This is a genomic window from Pseudomonas fluorescens (genome assembly GCF_902497895.1).
Lineage (GTDB): Bacteria > Pseudomonadota > Gammaproteobacteria > Pseudomonadales > Pseudomonadaceae > Aquipseudomonas > Aquipseudomonas fluorescens_BP.
This window is the reverse complement of record NZ_CABVHQ010000001.1, coordinates 99,206-115,637: the sequence shown is the minus strand read 5'-3', so window position 1 is coordinate 115,637 and position 16,432 is coordinate 99,206. Positions and strand designations below refer to the sequence as shown.

Annotated in this window: 16 protein-coding genes; 8 read left to right on the top strand and 8 right to left on the bottom strand. The window is 58.7% G+C overall.

What is annotated here, in order from left to right:
• Window positions 1–348: 348 nt before the first annotated feature.
• Complete coding sequence (gene uraH / locus F8N21_RS00470; protein WP_150640228.1) at window positions 349–702, top strand: hydroxyisourate hydrolase; 354 nt, start codon at window positions 349–351, stop codon at window positions 700–702.
• Window positions 703–981: 279 nt separating this feature from the next.
• Here the strand turns inward: uraH and F8N21_RS00465 are convergent, their stop codons facing one another.
• From F8N21_RS00465 to F8N21_RS00435, 7 genes are all read right to left on the bottom strand, one after another.
• Window positions 982–1,608: a LysE family translocator gene (locus tag F8N21_RS00465; RefSeq protein WP_150640227.1), complete on the bottom strand. Its 627-nt coding sequence runs from the start codon at window positions 1,606–1,608 to the stop codon at window positions 982–984.
• A 63-nt stretch (window positions 1,609–1,671) separates the two neighbouring features.
• The gene (locus F8N21_RS00460; protein WP_150640226.1) at window positions 1,672–3,021 is read right to left on the bottom strand and encodes an NCS2 family permease; all 1,350 of its coding nucleotides are present in this window, start codon (window positions 3,019–3,021) and stop codon (window positions 1,672–1,674) included.
• A gap of 463 nt (window positions 3,022–3,484) precedes the next feature.
• A complete protein-coding gene (locus tag F8N21_RS00455; RefSeq protein WP_150640225.1) occupies window positions 3,485–3,856 on the bottom strand; it encodes a glutathione S-transferase N-terminal domain-containing protein in 372 nt (123 codons plus the stop codon).
• A gap of 102 nt (window positions 3,857–3,958) precedes the next feature.
• On the bottom strand, window positions 3,959–4,504 hold the full coding sequence (folE, locus tag F8N21_RS00450; RefSeq protein ID WP_150640224.1) for a GTP cyclohydrolase I FolE: 546 nt from the start codon (window positions 4,502–4,504) through the stop codon (window positions 3,959–3,961).
• 76 nt (window positions 4,505–4,580) lie between these two features.
• Complete coding sequence (locus tag F8N21_RS00445; protein ID WP_150640223.1) at window positions 4,581–5,138, bottom strand: Smr/MutS family protein; 558 nt, start codon at window positions 5,136–5,138, stop codon at window positions 4,581–4,583.
• 76 nt (window positions 5,139–5,214) lie between these two features.
• Window positions 5,215–5,535 carry a hypothetical protein gene (locus F8N21_RS00440; protein WP_150640222.1) on the bottom strand — a complete coding sequence of 107 codons (321 nt, stop codon included), beginning with the start codon at window positions 5,533–5,535 and terminating at the stop codon, window positions 5,215–5,217.
• A gap of 132 nt (window positions 5,536–5,667) precedes the next feature.
• Window positions 5,668–6,258, bottom strand: coding sequence for a cysteine hydrolase family protein (locus tag F8N21_RS00435; RefSeq protein WP_150640221.1), 591 nt, complete (start codon window positions 6,256–6,258; stop codon window positions 5,668–5,670).
• A 237-nt stretch (window positions 6,259–6,495) separates the two neighbouring features.
• On the opposite strand from F8N21_RS00435, the gene prmB reads away from it, so the two are divergent.
• A complete protein-coding gene (gene prmB / locus F8N21_RS00430; protein WP_150640220.1) occupies window positions 6,496–7,404 on the top strand; it encodes a 50S ribosomal protein L3 N(5)-glutamine methyltransferase in 909 nt (302 codons plus the stop codon).
• A gap of 244 nt (window positions 7,405–7,648) precedes the next feature.
• Here the strand turns inward: prmB and F8N21_RS00425 are convergent, their stop codons facing one another.
• Window positions 7,649–9,043, bottom strand: a complete 1,395-nt coding sequence (locus tag F8N21_RS00425; RefSeq protein ID WP_150640219.1) for a class II fumarate hydratase — start codon at window positions 9,041–9,043, stop codon at window positions 7,649–7,651.
• 192 nt (window positions 9,044–9,235) lie between these two features.
• Between F8N21_RS00425 and F8N21_RS00420 the strand changes: the two genes are divergently transcribed.
• The 6 genes from F8N21_RS00420 to F8N21_RS00395 all read left to right on the top strand — a co-directional run bounded on the left by F8N21_RS00420 (window position 9,236) and on the right by F8N21_RS00395 (window position 16,375).
• Complete coding sequence (locus tag F8N21_RS00420) at window positions 9,236–9,760, top strand: DUF2059 domain-containing protein (RefSeq protein ID WP_150640218.1); 525 nt, start codon at window positions 9,236–9,238, stop codon at window positions 9,758–9,760.
• Window positions 9,761–9,772: 12 nt separating this feature from the next.
• Window positions 9,773–10,072, top strand: coding sequence for a BolA family protein (locus tag F8N21_RS00415; protein ID WP_150640217.1), 300 nt, complete (start codon window positions 9,773–9,775; stop codon window positions 10,070–10,072).
• A gap of 243 nt (window positions 10,073–10,315) precedes the next feature.
• A complete protein-coding gene (locus F8N21_RS00410) occupies window positions 10,316–11,257 on the top strand; it encodes a rhodanese-related sulfurtransferase (RefSeq protein ID WP_150640216.1) in 942 nt (313 codons plus the stop codon).
• A gap of 36 nt (window positions 11,258–11,293) precedes the next feature.
• Window positions 11,294–11,896: a DsbA family protein gene (locus tag F8N21_RS00405; protein ID WP_191624151.1), complete on the top strand. Its 603-nt coding sequence runs from the start codon at window positions 11,294–11,296 to the stop codon at window positions 11,894–11,896.
• Window positions 11,889–13,715 carry an ABC transporter ATP-binding protein gene (locus F8N21_RS00400; RefSeq protein ID WP_150640214.1) on the top strand — a complete coding sequence of 609 codons (1,827 nt, stop codon included), beginning with the start codon at window positions 11,889–11,891 and terminating at the stop codon, window positions 13,713–13,715. Before F8N21_RS00405 ends, F8N21_RS00400 begins: the two co-directional genes overlap by 8 nt.
• Before the next feature lie 200 nt (window positions 13,716–13,915).
• Window positions 13,916–16,375 (top strand): EAL domain-containing protein, encoded by a 2,460-nt coding sequence (locus tag F8N21_RS00395; protein WP_150640213.1) that lies wholly within the window; start codon window positions 13,916–13,918, stop codon window positions 16,373–16,375.
• Window positions 16,376–16,432 lie beyond the last annotated feature (57 nt).

Genomic DNA, 16,432 nt, shown 5'->3' with positions numbered 1-16,432 from the left:
TGATGGAGTGATTGTATACAACTTTATTGTCACTTTGTAAGCCTGAATTTTCACAATTTTCATCGATTGTCTTCTTGGGCTGGTATTGCAAGAAACCTGCCTATCTAGTCAGCTTATAGATGGAAGACTGGCTATTCTCAAGGCGCGGCTGCAAATTCACCGGCAATCCGGGATCGGTAAGGCGTAAGGAGAGAATGTGATTTTTATTGTGTACAATTTTTTTGAAAAGTGTCTTAATAAATCCCTCGCCGTGCCTTTTCGTGCTCCGAAACGGTGCGGTCTCCTTTTTAACTGACTCCGGGAGGCGCGCGGCCTGACTGCTTGATCGCAGCCAGGCGCGCAGAATCAATGGGACGTTTGACTACACACGTTTTGGATGCCGCACACGGTTGCCCTGGCAGCTCGATCAAGGTTGAGCTGTACCGGGTTGAAGGCTCGCAGCTGGAATGGGTCGCCAGCGCGCTGACCAACAGCGATGGCCGCTGCGATGCCCCGCTGCTGCAAGGTGATGACTACCGATCCGGGGTCTATCAACTGCAGTTCCATGCCGGCGACTACTACCGCGGCCGTGGCGTACAGCTGCCGGAGCCGGCCTTTCTCGATGTGGTGGTGCTGCGCTTCGGTATCTCGGCCGAGCAGGATCACTATCACGTGCCGCTGCTGATTTCGCCTTACAGCTATTCGACCTACAGAGGAAGCTAAACTCTCCCACGAATCTGCGCAAAAGCTTCTTTGGTCTTTCGCCCGCTCACACTGCGGGCTTTTTTTCGTCTATGGGAAAGATCAAAAGATCGCAGGCTGCGCCAGCTCCTACGCCGACCGCGCACGCCCGCGATTGATCGGGTGTACAAAACGCCGACCGCGCGCGCCCGCGATTGATTGGGTGTACACAACGCCGACCGCGCACGCCCGCGATTGATCAGGTGCATGCAACCTTTGTAGGAGCTGCCGCAGGCTGCGATCTTTTGATCTTGCTTTACCTTACCGGCTCAGCAGAGAGGCCGCCCCCGCGCCACTGAACAACCCGGCACTGATCCGGTTGAACCAGCTCTGGCCCTTGCCGCTGCACAGATACCGCGCCGCGCCATGGGCACCGAGGCCGTAGGTCAGCTTGCACAGCAGATCAAGCACGGTCCAGGTGACGATCATGATCAGCAATTGCGGCAGGAACGGCTGCGCGGCGCTGAGAAACTGCGGCAAAAACGCGGCGAAAAACAGAATGTCCTTCGGATTGCTCGCACCCAGCACAAAGGCGCGCCCGAACAGTGCGCGAAAGCGCGGCACCCGTGCGACCTGCGGAACTTCAGTGGCGTGAGCCGGTTGCCGCGATTGCTGCCAGCTCTGCCAGGCGAGGTAGAACAGGTACAGCGCACCGACGATCTTCAGCGCGCTGAACAGCTGTTCCGAGGCCAGCAACAAGGCGCCCAGACCCAATGCCGAGGCGCTCAGCAGGCAGATCGAGGCAACCACCCCGCCCAGAAAAGCCGGATAAGAACGGCGCACCCCGTAGTTCAAACTGTTGCTGATCATCAATAACGACAGTGGCCCCGGGATCAGGATCACTACCAGCGCCGCGCCGCTGAACAGTAGCCAGGTTTCCAGACTCATCTCTTTCCTCCATCTGTGCAAAAGCCCCACCCGACGGGGTGAGGCTGGGTGTAGTGGTGTCGCTTACAAGAAAATGAACTTGGCGATAAAGATCGCACAGAGTACCCACAGGCTGATGGAAATTTCCTTGTGCTTGCCGGTGCCGGCCTTCAGTGCCACGTAGGTGATGAAGCCCAGCGCGATCCCGTCGGCGACCGAGAAGGTCAGCGGCATCATGATCGCTGTAACGATTGCCGGAATGCTGTCAGTGGCATCATCCCATTCAATGTGCTTCATGCCGCCCATCATCAGCATTGCCACATAAATCAGTGCGCCGGCCGTTGCATAAGCGGGAATCATGCCAGCCAGTGGGGCGAAAAACATCGCGGCAATGAACAGTACGCCGACCGTGACCGCTGTCAGGCCGGTTCGGCCACCGGCGGCGACACCGGCCGCACTTTCTACATAGCTGGTGACCGGAGGTACGCCAACCACGGCGCCGAAGACGCTGGAAGCGCTGTCGGCTTTCAGTGCGCGGGACAGGTTTTCGATCTTGCCGTCAGCGTTTACCAGGCCGGCCCGTTGCGCGACTCCCATCAGGGTACCGGCGGTATCAAACATGTGGACAAAGAGGAACGCCAGCACCACGCTGATCATGCTGACGTTGAACACGCCGGCGATGTCCATGGCCATCCAGGTCGGCGCCAGGCTTGGCGGTGCCGACATCAGGCCGCTGTAGTGCACCAGGCCCAGACCCCAGCCTGCCAGGGTCACGGCGATGATGCTGATCAGGATCGCGCCGAACACCCGGTGATAACTGAGCACGGCAATCATCAGGAAGCAGACGGCCGCGAGCAGCGGGCCAGGTTCGCGCAGGGAACCGAGCTTGATCAGGGTGGCGGGACTGTCGACGACGATCCCGGCGGTTTTCAGGCCGATGAGACCGAGGAACAACCCGACCCCTGCGCCCATGGCGTAACGCAAGCTCACCGGAATGCTGTTGAGCAGCCACTCGCGAATCCGTGAAAAGGTCAGGAACATGAACAACACGCCGGAAATAAACACCGCACCGAGGGCAGTTTCCCAGTTGTAGCCCATGGTGCCGACTACGGTGTAGGTGAAGAACGCGTTCAAGCCCATGCCGGGTGCCAGGCCGACCGGCCAGTTGGCATACAGGCCCATCAACAGGCAACCCAGCGCCGCGGCGATACAGGTCGCGACAAAGGCAGCGCCATGGTCGATCCCGGCGTCCGCCATGATGTTCGGGTTGACGAAGATGATGTAGGCCATGGTGATGAAGGTTGTCAGACCGGCAATCAGCTCGGTCTTCACCGTGGTGCCGTGCAAACTGAGTTTGAACAGACGTTCAAGCCAGCCGCTGTTCAACGGCGGCGAGAGATCCAGCGTAGGGGCTTCGGTTTTGCGGCTTTCCACAGCGAGTACTCCTCAAGAGTTTTATTGTTTTTTCCAGAACCGGACCCATGAGGGTGGCAGCGGCTCTTTGAGGCATGTAAGGCTTGCGGGCTTTTGTTGACCGTTAGGTCAGGAACTCGCACGAAACGAATTATGCTTTTGTATACAAAAAAAGCAAATAATGTTTTTGATATTGTGTGCGAAAAGGATGAAAGGAAGGATATATGGGGGAGGAAGTAGGTCGATCCCGTAGCAGCTGCCGAGCCTGCGAGGCTGCGTTTGGCTCGTGTAGCAGCTGCCGAGCCCTGCGAGGCTGCGTTCGGCTGCGAAGCAGTCGTAAAATCAAGCACTGCGGTATTTCAGACAACCCGTGGACGCAGGGTTTACGACTGCTTCGCAGCCGAACGCAGCCTCGCGCTGCTCGGCAGCTGCTACAGGGAGCGAGCCTGCTGGCGATGAGGCCAGCAAGAACAACACAGCCCTATCAGGCCGCCGCAAACCGCTTATCCAGATAATCAATAATCACTTTGGACTCATACATCCAGGTGGTCTGGCCGTTCTCTTCGATGCGCAGGCATGGCACTTTGATCTTGCCCCCTTGCTCCAGCAGGGTCTGGCGATCCTGCTGGTTGTTTTTCGCATCGCGCAGGGCCACCGGCACATTCAAGCGACGCAGGGTGCGGCGAGTCTTCACGCAGAACGGGCAGGCGTGGAATTGATACAGGGTCAGGTCCCTGGCAGCCTGCTCGACCTGAGCCTGGGCGGCGACAGGACGCTGCTGTTTGCGCGGGCGGGTGAGGAAGTCGATGAAGATGATGAGTTGGCCCAGGCCGACTCGAAGCGCTTTGACGAACACGGTGTAAGCCTCATGGAAGGTGAAGAGGGGCGCGCAGCTTACCTGATTTTCTGCGGGCGAAAAAAAACCGGCGATAAACGCCGGTTTTCTTCAGCTACGGTGTTACTTGATCAGGCTGAGAAACTCGCTGCGGGTCGCCGCGTTTTCGCGGAACTCACCGAGCATCACCGAAGTGATCATCGACGAATTCTGTTTCTCCACACCGCGCATCATCATGCACATGTGTTTGGCTTCGATCACCACCGCAACGCCCAGGGCGCCGGTCACTTCCTGGACCGCTTCGGCGATCTGCCGGCTGAGGTTTTCCTGGATCTGCAGGCGGCGGGCGTACATATCGACGATCCGCGCGACCTTCGACAGGCCCAGTACCTTGCCGCTAGGGATATAGGCGACATGCGCCTTGCCGATGAACGGCAGCAAGTGGTGTTCGCACAGCGAGTAAAGCTCGATGTCCTTGACCAGTACCATTTCGCTGTTATCGGAGCTGAACAAGGCACCGTTGGTGACTTCTTCGAGGGTTTGCTCATAACCGCGGCAAAGGTACTGCATGGCTTTGGCGGCACGTTTCGGCGTGTCGAGCAGGCCTTCGCGCAGGGGGTCTTCGCCAAGCTGGCCGAGGATCGCGGTGTAATTCTGTTCCAGGGACATGAAACTACCTGTGGGATTTTACGCAAAGGGCAAGGGTACGGTGGCGGACACGGCGCTGCAAGTCTGGCGAGACGGGTTACTCGTCGCGACCTTCCATCATGGTGCGTTTGAGTATCACGTACACCGCACCGGCACCGCCATGTTTAGCCTGGCACGAGGTGAAGCCGAGCACCTGTGGGTGCTGGCGCAACCAGGTATTGACGTGACTCTTGATCATTGGCCGTTTGCCGTCCAGCCGCACAGCCTTGCCGTGGGTGACGCGCACGCAGCGGATTTCGAATTTGGTTGCTTCAGCCAGAAAGGCCCAGAGGGTTTCGCGGGCCTTTTCCACGTTCATGCCGTGCAGGTCGAGGCTGCCTTCAAAAGGAATCTGGCCGACCTTCAGCTTGCGCATCTGGCTTTCCTGAACGCCGTCACGCGCCCACATCAACTCGTCTTCCGGACCGACATCGATGACAAATTGATCGGACAGGCCATCAACGGTGGTCGCATCGGTGCGCACGGTCGCCGCCTGGCGCAATTTGGCGATCTGCGCGCGGTCGGCCTTGGGTTTGCCCGTCTCGGCGCGATCATGTTTGATCGGCTTGACGCCGCGGATCTCGCTTTTGAACAGGGAAAAATCGTCGTCTTGCATGTCAGCCTCCGCGAAGGGCGGCTAGTTTACCCAAGTCGAGACGGATCGGGCATGCCAAAACGCTGCAGCCCAACACTCAGTCATTTTTTTTCATCAGGTGCGGCGCAATGTTCAGCCCGTGGGACAGGCGCCGACGGCGACGGCAGCGACGCCAGAACCAGATGCCGACATACAGCAGCAACAGGCCGATCGCCAGAATCACCGCCGAGCCGGCAGGGCTGGCATTCAGTTCGCCGAGCGCCGGCGGGCGGCCCAACAGGCTGGCGGCACCGGCCATTGCCAACAACACGCCGCACGTTGCCAGTAATGCCGAAAAAGCTGCGCCCAGCCGATAACGCCAGTTACTTGGACCCTTGGGGCGCAAGCGGCGAGCGTCAAATCCATCGGATATCTTCATTCCGATCTTCCTCAATGGGTATCGGCCCTTCGACCGGGAGATGACTGGGTGGTTCCTGAGGCTAAAGACAATTGTAGAGAATGAGCGGCCTTTGCGGATGAGCGGCGGGATCGGCCGCTCACCGAGGGTCGATCAGATCAGGTCTTTGGTCAGCGCGAGGGTGGCGAAGTTGTCCGCCATGATCGCCATTTCGGTCTGCTGGACATGCTCTGCGCTCAGGATGCCGCCTTTGTATGGCAGGTCGCGGGTCGCACACGCATCTTCCACCAGGGTGCAGCGAAAGCCGAGGTTCTTCGCCGCGCGTACCGTGGTGCTGACACTTGAATGGCTCATGAAACCGCAGACGATCAAGTCCAGCGAGCCGAGGTCCTGCAGACGTTTTTCCAACTCCGTGCCATGGAAGGCACTGGGCAGCAGCTTGCCGACAATGGTCTCGTCACCTTGCGGTTCCAGGCCCGGAATGAACTCACCGCGTGCACCCTGAGGATCGAACATGCCGCCCACGGTGCCGAGGTGATGCACATGCACGATCGGCCGACCGGCATTGCGGGCGGCGGCGACCAGTTGCTTGATGTTTTCGACGGCAGCATCCATGCCGGTCAGGGCCAGAGGGCCACTGAGGTACTCCTTCTGGGCATCGATAATGACCAGGCTGGCATGGCTCAAATTGGCCGGTGCATAACCACGGCCGCTGAGTTGAAACATCGTCTTTGGAACGGACATTCTGGGGCTCCTTTGGGTAGGGCTTTTGCGCCATTGTCCTCTGGCTGAGGGTTTCTGTGAATCGCTACCAACGTAGGCTGTGTGGTTGCTGGCCTACAGCCTTGTCAAGAGGGCGGTTCTGTTCAAGTAATAGCTTGAAAAATGGATAGTTCCTACATTTGTTGAGCGTTTTTCATACGTCGTCGGGGGGCGTTTTGGCTGTTAGAATCGTTAGTCGTTTTTTCAGGAGTTTGCCCCGTGATCACTTCCCGCCTGCGCACCTTGCGCGACCACATCCGTTGGGCCGTCAGCCGTTTTCATGGGGAGGATCTGTTTTTCGGCCATGGGGCTGACAACGCCTGGGACGACGCCCGTCAATTGGTGCTCGGGGCGTTGCACCTGCCTTGGGAAATTGCCGACAGCTACCTGGACTGCCGCCTGGAAGAGGACGAACTGGTCAATCTGCAGCGCCTGCTCAAGCGTCGTATCGAGGAGCGCATCCCTACCGCTTACCTGTTGGGTGAGGCGTGGTTTTGCGGCATGTCGTTCATCGTTGACGAACGAGTGCTGATCCCCCGTTCACCGATCGGCGAGCTGATCGAAAAACATTTTGAACCCTGGTTAGGCACCGAACCGGCGCGCATTCTTGACCTGTGTACCGGTTCCGGTTGCATTGGTATCGCTTGCGCTTATGAGTTCCAGAACGCCGAAGTGGTACTGGCCGACCTCTCGTTCGAAGCCCTGGAAGTCGCCAACCAGAACATCGAGCGTCACGCTGTCGACGAGCGGGTCTACACCGTTCAGGGGGATGGTTTCGATGGCCTGCCCGGCCAACGCTTCGATCTGATCGTTTCCAACCCGCCGTACGTCGATGCCGAAGATTTCGCCGACATGCCGGACGAGTATCAGCATGAGCCCGAGTTGGGCCTGGCCTGCGGTGAGGACGGCTTGAACCTGGTGCGCCGCATGCTCAGCGAAGCGGCGGATCACCTGACCGAAAAAGGTTTGCTGATCGTCGAAGTCGGCAACAGCCAGGTGCACGTCGAAGCGCTGTACCCGGAAGTGGACTTCGCCTGGCTCGAATTCGAACGCGGCGGGCATGGCGTGTTCATGCTCAGCGCCGAACAGTGCCGTCAGCATCAGGCGTTGTTTGCTTCGCGGGTTTGAGAAAGCCGAAAGGGCAATCCCATTTCCCCACGGTTGGCGCAGAACCCTATGGCGAGCGGGCTTACTGTGGCGAGGGGGCTTGCCCCCGTTGGGCTGCGAAGCAGCCCTGTAATTGGCAATCCCGTTATGCCAGACACACCGCATTCTCTGGTTTTACGACTGCTTCGCAGCCGAGCGGGGGCAAGCCCCCTCGCCACAAATATCACCAAACTCAAGAGTCGAGTTGCTGACTGGCATCATTCACTCACCCCTGCTTCCCGCCCTCCAGCATATTTTCCGGCCTGACCCAGGCATCGAACTCTTCATCGGTCAGGTACCCCAGTTGCAGCGCGGCTTCGCGCAGGGTCAGGCCTTCGGCATAGGCTTTCTTGGCGATTTCCGCCGACTTGTCGTAGCCGATGTGCGGGTTCAGCGCCGTCACCAGCATCAAGCCACGCTCCAGGTGTGCGGCCATTTGCACCGGGTCAGGTTCCAGCCCGGCGATGCAATGCTGCTGGAAGTTGCTGCAGCCATCGCCCAGCAATCGAATCGATTGCAGCAGGTTGTGGATGATCACCGGTTTGAACACGTTTAGTTGCAGATGCCCCTGACTGGCAGCAAAGCCGATGGCCACATCGTTGCCCAGCACCTGGCAGGCGAGCATCGACAGCGCTTCGCACTGGGTCGGATTGACCTTGCCAGGCATGATCGAACTGCCGGGTTCGTTGGCCGGCAGTTTCACCTCTGCAAAACCGGCTCTGGGGCCAGAACCGAGCAAACGCAGGTCATTGGCGATCTTCATCAAGGCCACGGCGAGGGTTTTCAGCGCGCCGGAGAGGGTGGTCAACGGCTCATGGCCGGCCAGCGCCGCGAACTTGTTCGGCGCGGTGACAAATGGCAGGCCGGAGAGGGCCGCCAGTTCGGCGGCGATCGCTTCACCAAAGCCATGGGGCGAGTTGAGCCCGGTGCCCACGGCGGTACCGCCCTGGGCCAGTTCGCAGACCGCTGGCAGGGCGCTGCGAATTGCCCGTTCGGCGTAGTCCAGTTGCGCGATATACGCCGAGAGTTCCTGGCCAAAGGTGATCGGCGTCGCGTCCATCATGTGAGTACGGCCGGTCTTGACCAGCTTCATGTGCCGCGCAGCCAGCTCCGCCAGCCCGCCGGACAATTCGTTGATCGCTGGCAACAGATGGTGCTGCACCGCTTGGGCGGCGGCGATGTGCATGGCGGTCGGGAAGCAGTCGTTGGAACTCTGCGAGCGGTTCACATGATCGTTGGGGTGCACCGGAATCTTGCCGCCGCGCGGATTGCCGGCCAGTTCGTTGGCGCGTCCGGCGATCACTTCGTTGACGTTCATGTTGCTCTGGGTGCCGCTCCCGGTCTGCCAGACCACCAGCGGGAACTGCTCATCGTGCTCGCCGTCGAGCACTTCGTCAGCGGCTTGTTCGATCAGCCGGGCGATGTCGGCGGGCACGTCACCGTTGCGGTCGTTGACCCGCGCAGCGGCTTTCTTGATCAGTGCCAGGGCGTGCAGCACCGCAATCGGCATGCGCTCGTTGCCAATGGCGAAGTTGATCAGCGAGCGTTGTGTCTGAGCGCCCCAGTAGGCTTCATCCGGGACTTCAACCTGGCCCAGGCTGTCGGTTTCGATACGGCTCATCGGTCACACTCCGGTTGGTCTGATTCGCCAGTTTAGGCCGCGATCCGTCGTCAGGGTTCCATCGGTCGATTTTTCTACCGTTCGGACCCTGCAAATCAGGCCTGGTAAGGCTTGGGGTTGAGTGACAGCGTTTTTTAGGTGCAGAATGGTCGCCCTTGGGGTTTTACCTCGCCAGCTAGAAAAGGAAACTTGATGACTCGTCTTCGTGCCATCTGTACCGCGGTTGTTCTGGTTTGCGCCAGCGGCCAGGCTCTTGCCGATACCGCCAGCCACAATGCCAGTGCCGAAGCCTTTCTGACTCTGGCACACGCCGACAAGCTCGGTACCCCGGTGTACATGCAAGTGCAGCAAATGTTCGCCCAGCGCTTTGAACAAACCAAAGCCCCTGAGTCGAAAAAAGCCCTGCTGGAAACCTACCAGGCCAAGGCTAACGCAGCTCTGGACCAGGCTATTGGCTGGAACAAGCTCAAACCTGACATGGTCAAGCTCTACACCAGCAACTTCAGCGAAACCGAGCTCAAGGACCTGGTAGCGTTCTACAAATCGCCGTTGGGCAAAAAAGTTCTGGAAAAAATGCCGCAGCTGACCCAGCAATCGGCCCAGATGACTCAGGCCAAGCTGGAAAGCGCGGTACCTGTAGTCAACAAGCTGTTGGCTGACATGACTGCCGAGCTTGAGCCAAAAGGCGCAGCAGCACCGGCCAAGAAAAAGCCTTAAGCGGAGCCGGGAATGACCATGCAACAACGTATCGAAGCGGCGCTGAGCGCATTGCAGCCCGAGCATCTGCAAGTACTGGATGAAAGCCATATGCACAGTCGTGGGCTGCAAACCCACTTCAAGGCAGTGCTGGTCAGTGAACAGTTTGCCGGGCTCAATAGCGTCAAGCGGCACCAGAAGGTATATGCCACGCTGGGCGACTTGATGGCTGAGTTCCATGCGTTGGCGCTGCATACCTACACGCCTGAAGAATGGGCGAAGATCGGCGCGGCCCCGGCATCGCCGACCTGCGCCGGCGGGAGCAAACCTTAAAAGATCGCAGCCTGCGAGACCGAAAAAAGATCGTCCGAACGCGGCCCGAACCTTCGGCAGCTCCTACGGGGTTGCGCAGGACGAGCTTTTGTAGGAGCTGCCGAAGGCTGCGATCTTGACGATCTACAGCCAACCGCAGCTGTTTTTGCTAGAATCCGCAACGCGCCACTAACGTGAGTTAGCCGGCGCGTTTTTTTTGCATCCGGTTCACCCTTTGCGAGGGTAGCCACCTGGAGATTACCCATGACACAAAACATCGTCGTGGCGGCACTGTATAAGTTCGTCACCCTTGAAGATTACGTTGCCCTGCGCGAGCCACTGTTGCAGGCGATGGTCGATAACGGCATCAAAGGCACGTTGTTGATCGCTGAAGAGGGCATCAACGGCACCGTTTCCGGTAGCCGTGAAGGCATTGACGGGCTCATGGCCTGGTTGAAGAACGATCCGCGCATGGACGACATCGATCACAAGGAGTCGTATTGCGAAGATCAGCCGTTCTATCGGACCAAGGTCAAGCTCAAGAAAGAAATCGTCACCCTCGGCGTTGACGGAGTCGACCCGAACAAGCAGGTCGGCACCTATGTCGATCCGCAGAACTGGAACGCGCTGATCACCGATCCGGAAGTATTGTTGATCGATACCCGCAACGATTATGAAGTCTCGATCGGCACCTTCGAAGGCGCCGTCGACCCGAAAACCACCAGTTTTCGCGAATTTCCGGACTACATAAAAGCCAACTTCGATCCGGCTCGACACAAGAAAGTCGCGATGTTCTGCACCGGCGGCATCCGTTGCGAAAAGGCCTCGAGCTACATGCTCAGCCAGGGTTTCGACGAGGTGTACCACCTCAAGGGCGGCATTCTGAAATACCTCGAAGAAGTGCCGCAGGAAGAAAGCCAATGGCGCGGCGACTGCTTTGTCTTCGATAACCGGGTCACTGTGCGCCACGACCTCAGCGAAGGAGACTACGATCAGTGTCATGCCTGTCGTACACCTGTCAGCGTCGAAGACCGCACTTCCGAGCACTATGTGGCTGGCATCAGTTGCCCGCATTGCTGGGATAAGCTGAGCGATAAAACCCGGCGCAGTGCGATCGACCGGCAAAAGCAGATCGAGCTGGCGAAAGCCCGCAACCAGCCACATCCGATTGGCTTCAACTACCGCCAGTCCAACACCGAGGCCTGAACCATGTCCGCACGCCTGCTCTATGTAATGGACCCGATGTGTTCCTGGTGCTGGGGCTTTGCTCCGGTAGCCGAGGCCCTGGTCGAGCAGGCGCAAGCGGCAGGTGTCGAGTTGCATCTGGTGGTGGGTGGCTTGAGGACCGGCAGCGGGGCCGCCCTGGAGCCGACTACGCGGCGCTACATCCTCGAACATTGGCAGGCGGTCACCGAGGCCACCGGCCAACCATTCAAAACCGAGGGTGCTTTGCCCGAAGGTTTTGTCTATGACACCGAGCCGGCTTGCCGGGCACTGGTGACGGCGCGCAGCCTGGCGCCGGACTGTGCCTGGAAACTGCTCAAGCTGATTCAGCAGGCCTTTTATGTCGAGGGCCGCGACGTCACCCACGCCAGTGTCCTGGTGGAGTTGGCCGAGGCGGCGGGCTTGCCGCGGATCGAGTTCGCGGCAGCCTTCGATCGCGCCGACCAGCATGCGGCGACCGCCGCGGATTTCACCTGGGTGCAGGACCTGGGAATCGCCGGTTTCCCGACTTTGCTCGCCGAGCGCAATGGCCAATTGGCGCTGCTGACCAATGGCTATCAACCACTCAACGAGCTGTCGCCGTTGCTTGGACGCTGGCTGGAGCGTGCCGCCTGTGCATGATCAGCCCGATGGCGTGGAGCAATCCAAGCGGGTTGATCGGCTGAGCTGGGCGGAAATCCGTCGTTTGGCGTTACACCATAAAAAGGCCCTGTGGATTGCCAATGGGGTCGCGGTCCTGGCGACCTTGTGCAGTGTGCCGATTCCTTTGCTCTTGCCGTTGCTGGTGGACGAAGTGCTGCTGGGACATGGCGACGCTGCGCTGAAGATCATGAACCACGCACTGCCCGACGCCTGGCAAAGCGCAGCCGGCTACATCGGCCTGATGCTGTTGATCACCCTGACGCTACGCTGTGGCGCGCTGCTGTTCAACGTGCTGCAGGCACGCTTGTTCGCCAGGCTGGCCAAAGACATTGTCTACCGCGTTCGCGTCAGACTGATCGAGCGACTCAAACGCATCTCTCTGGCGGAGTACGAAAGCCTGGGCAGCGGCACCGTAACCACTCATCTGGTCACTGACCTGGACACCGTCGATAAATTTGTCGGTGAAACTCTCAGCCGTTTTCTGGTAGCCATGCTGACGCTGGTCGGCACCGCCGGGATCCTGGTCTGGATGCACTGGCAGCTGGCGCTGTTGATTCTGCTGTTCAATCCGCTGGTGATCTACGCCACGGTGCAGCTGGGCAAGCGCGTCAAACACCTGAAAAAACTCGAGAACGACAGCACTTCGCGGTTTACCCAGGCGCTCACCGAAACCCTCGATGCAATCCAGGAAGTCCGCGCCGGCAACCGCCAGGGCTATTTCCTCGGACGGCTGGGGTTGCGGGCGCAGGAAGTTCGCAATTATGCGGTGAACTCGCAATGGAAGAGCGATGCTTCCAGCCGCGCCAGCGGTTTGCTGTTCCAGTTCGGGATCGACATCTTCCGCGCGGCGGCCATGCTCACCGTGCTGTTTTCCGACTTGTCGATTGGCCAGATGTTGGCGGTGTTCAGCTACCTCTGGTTCATGATCGGTCCGGTCGAGCAGCTGCTCAATCTGCAATACGCCTATTACGCTGCGGGCGGGGCACTGACCCGGATCAACGAGTTGCTGTCGCGTGCCGACGAGCCGCAATACCCTGGAGGCATCGACCCGTTCCAGGGGCGCGAGACGGTCGGTATCGAGGTTCGCGGTTTGAGTTTCGGTTACGGCGACGAGCTGGTGCTGGACCAGATGGACCTGTCCATCGCTCCCGGCGAAAAAGTTGCGATAGTCGGTGCCAGCGGCGGCGGCAAGAGCACGCTGGTGCAACTGCTGCTGGGGCTGTACACGCCTCAGGCGGGCAGCATCCGTTTCGGTGGTTCGACCCAGCAGGAGATCGGTCTGGAAACCGTGCGCGAAAACGTTGCCGTGGTCCTGCAGCACCCGGCGCTGTTCAACGATACGGTGCGGGCCAACCTGACCATGGGCCGCGCACGCAGTGACGAGGCCTGCTGGCAGGCGCTGGAAATCGCTCAACTGGACGCCACCATCAAAGCCTTGCCCCAAGGCCTGGACAGCATCGTCGGGCGCTCCGGTGTGCGCTTGTCGGGCGGCCAGCGTCAACGGCTGGCCATTGCGCGAATGGTCCTGGCCGAACCCAAGGTGGTGATACTCGACGAAGCGACCTCGGCGCTGGACGCTGCAACCGAGTACAACCTGCATCAAGCGCTGGCGCGCTTCCTCAATGGCCGGACAACCTTGATCATTGCTCACCGCTTGTCAGCAGTGAAACAGGCTGATCGGGTGCTGGTGTTCGATGGCGGGCAGATTGCCGAGGATGGCGACCATCAGCAACTGATTGCCGATGGCGGCCTGTATGCCAAGCTTTATGGGCATTTGCAGCAGGTGCAACGACCTTGAGTTTTGTTTGCATTTCTATGCTTAGTGCTTGAACTTACTGGGGAAAGGTTGCACTTGAGCCGCTGAGGTTCAGCTCGTGACTAAATCTGGTCAACCGCACATCCAACAGTTCGAACTAGCGAAAATTAGCCTAGTCTGTTCTGTCAGGAGCAAAACTCATTCGGGTGTTCATCTGACCAGTGCTTAATGCAAGGGACGACATGAAGCAAAAACGGACTCTCGGAACACCACGGCTGTTGGGCATCGTCTGGCCCTTTATCGCCGTTGTGCTATTTCAGGCGTTGCTGGGCGGCGTCAGCTTGTACGTGCTGTCGGCGGTGCGCGGTTATGTTGCAGGTGAAAGTCTGTGGTCCAAGGGCCAGAAAGACGCTATCTATTACCTCAACCTCTATGCCGACAATCGCGACGAAGCGATTTTCCTCAAGTACCAGAAGGCCATTGCCGTACCGCAGGGCGGGCATGACCTGCGAGTCGCCCTGGATCGTGAGCTTCCGGATCTGGATGCTGCCCGCGCGGCAATCCTCAAGGGGGGCAACCATGCGGACGACGTCTCCAGCCTGATCTGGTTGTACTTGAACTTTCGTCATTTCAGTTACCTGGAAAAAGCCATCGATCGCTGGACTGTCGGTGATAGCTATCTGGTGCAACTCGGTGCTGTCGCCAACGAGATGCACCAGCGGATCGCCAATGATCAGGTCACTGCAGGCGATGTTCAGCGCTGGAAAGCCTTTATATTGGCCATCAACGAGGGGGTTACGCCTGCCGCCAAGGCCTTTAGTGATGCATTGGGCGAAGGCTCGCGGGTCATTTTGCGGCTGCTGCTGATTACCAATCTGGCCACCGCACTGGTGCTGATCGCCCTGGCATTGCTGCGCACACATAAGTTGCTGACCCAACGCCATGCATTTGCCGACGCCTTGCAGCTGGAAAAAGAGCGCGCGCAAATCACTCTGCAGTCCATCGGTGATGGGGTCATCACCACCAATGTGGAGGGTGCGATCGCCTATATGAACCCGGCGGCGGAAGAGCTGACCCACTGGAAAGCCGAGCAGGCCACAGGTCTGCCGCTGGCTGCACTGTTCAATCTTCTGGATGAGAACGCCCAGGCTGACGGTTTTACCCTTATCGAGCGGATTCTGAGCGGTCAACTCAGTGGCGGCAGCGAACATTCGAAGCTGATTCAGCGCCTGGATGGCAGTACGGTCTCGGTCACGCTGGTGGGCGCGCCGATCCGCAATGGGGGCAAGGTCAGTGGCACAGTGCTGGTGCTGCACGACATGACTCAGGAGCGGCAGTATATTGCCAACCTTTCATGGCAGGCGACTCACGATGCGCTGACCGGTCTGGCTAATCGTCGCGAGTTCGAATACCGCCTCGAACAGGCGCTGCACAATCTGACCCGCCAGACGGGCCGTCATTCCTTGATGTTTCTCGACCTTGATCAGTTCAAGCTGGTCAATGACACCTGCGGCCATGCTGCCGGTGATGAGTTGCTTCGGCATATCTGCGCCTTGTTGCAATCGGGCCTGCGCGAAGGCGACACCCTGGCTCGGTTGGGCGGCGACGAATTTGGCATTCTGCTGGAAAACTGCCCGCCGCAAGCCGCGGAGAAAATCGCCGAAGTGTTGCGTCAAACCGTGCAGAACCTCCACTTCGTGTGGAAAGGCCGGCCTTTCGTGACCACCATCAGTATCGGTCTGGCTCACGTCGCGCAAACCCCCACCTCCCTGGAAGCGTCATTGCGTGCCGCCGACATGGCCTGCTACATGGCCAAGGAGAAGGGGCGCAATCGGGTGCAGGTCTATCATGCCGACGATTCGGAGCTGTCCCTGCGTTTTGGTGAGATGGCCTGGATACAGCGACTGCACATGGCGCTCGAGGAAAACCGCTTCTGTTTATATTCCCAGGAAATCGCTGCCCTGGGTCAGACCGAGCGTGGTGGCGGGCATATCGAAATACTGCTGCGCCTGCATGACGAATCCGGGCGGATGATTCTGCCCAACAGTTTTATTCCCGCCGCCGAGCGTTACGGCTTGATGACGTCGCTGGATCGGTGGGTGGTACAGAACGTATTCAAGATCATTGCCCAGGGTATTGCCGAAGGGCGCGAAGGGCCAATGGCGATGTGTGCGATAAATCTGTCAGGTATTACTATCGGAGATGATGACTTTCTGGCCTTCCTGCGTCAGCAGTTCATTTCCTACGCCATCCCGCCGGAGATGATTTGTTTTGAGATCACAGAAACCAGTGCCATTTCAAATTTGCCGAGCGCAATAAGATTTATCAATGAACTCAAGAGCTTAGGTTGTCATTTTTCGCTGGATGACTTCTGCGCCGGGATGTCCTCATTCGCCTATCTGAAACATTTGCCTGTAGACTTTCTGAAGATCGATGGAAGTTTCGTCAAGGACATGCTGGACGACCCGATTAACCGCGCTATGGTCGAAGTGATCAATCACATCGGCCATGTCATGGGTAAGCGCACCATTGCCGAGTTTGTTGAAACCCCTCAGATTGAGCAGGCCTTGCTGGAAATCGGCGTGGATTATGCTCAAGGGTACATTATCCAACGCCCGCAATTGTTTACCTGTGACAGCCTGCATTGTCGGCCTGCACGATCACAGCCCTTGTTGTTCAAGGTGCCCGGCACGTTCCGTTGAAATCTTTTGCCGATCAGTACAATCACAATCAAAAGGAGTTCGACAGTGATCGACACA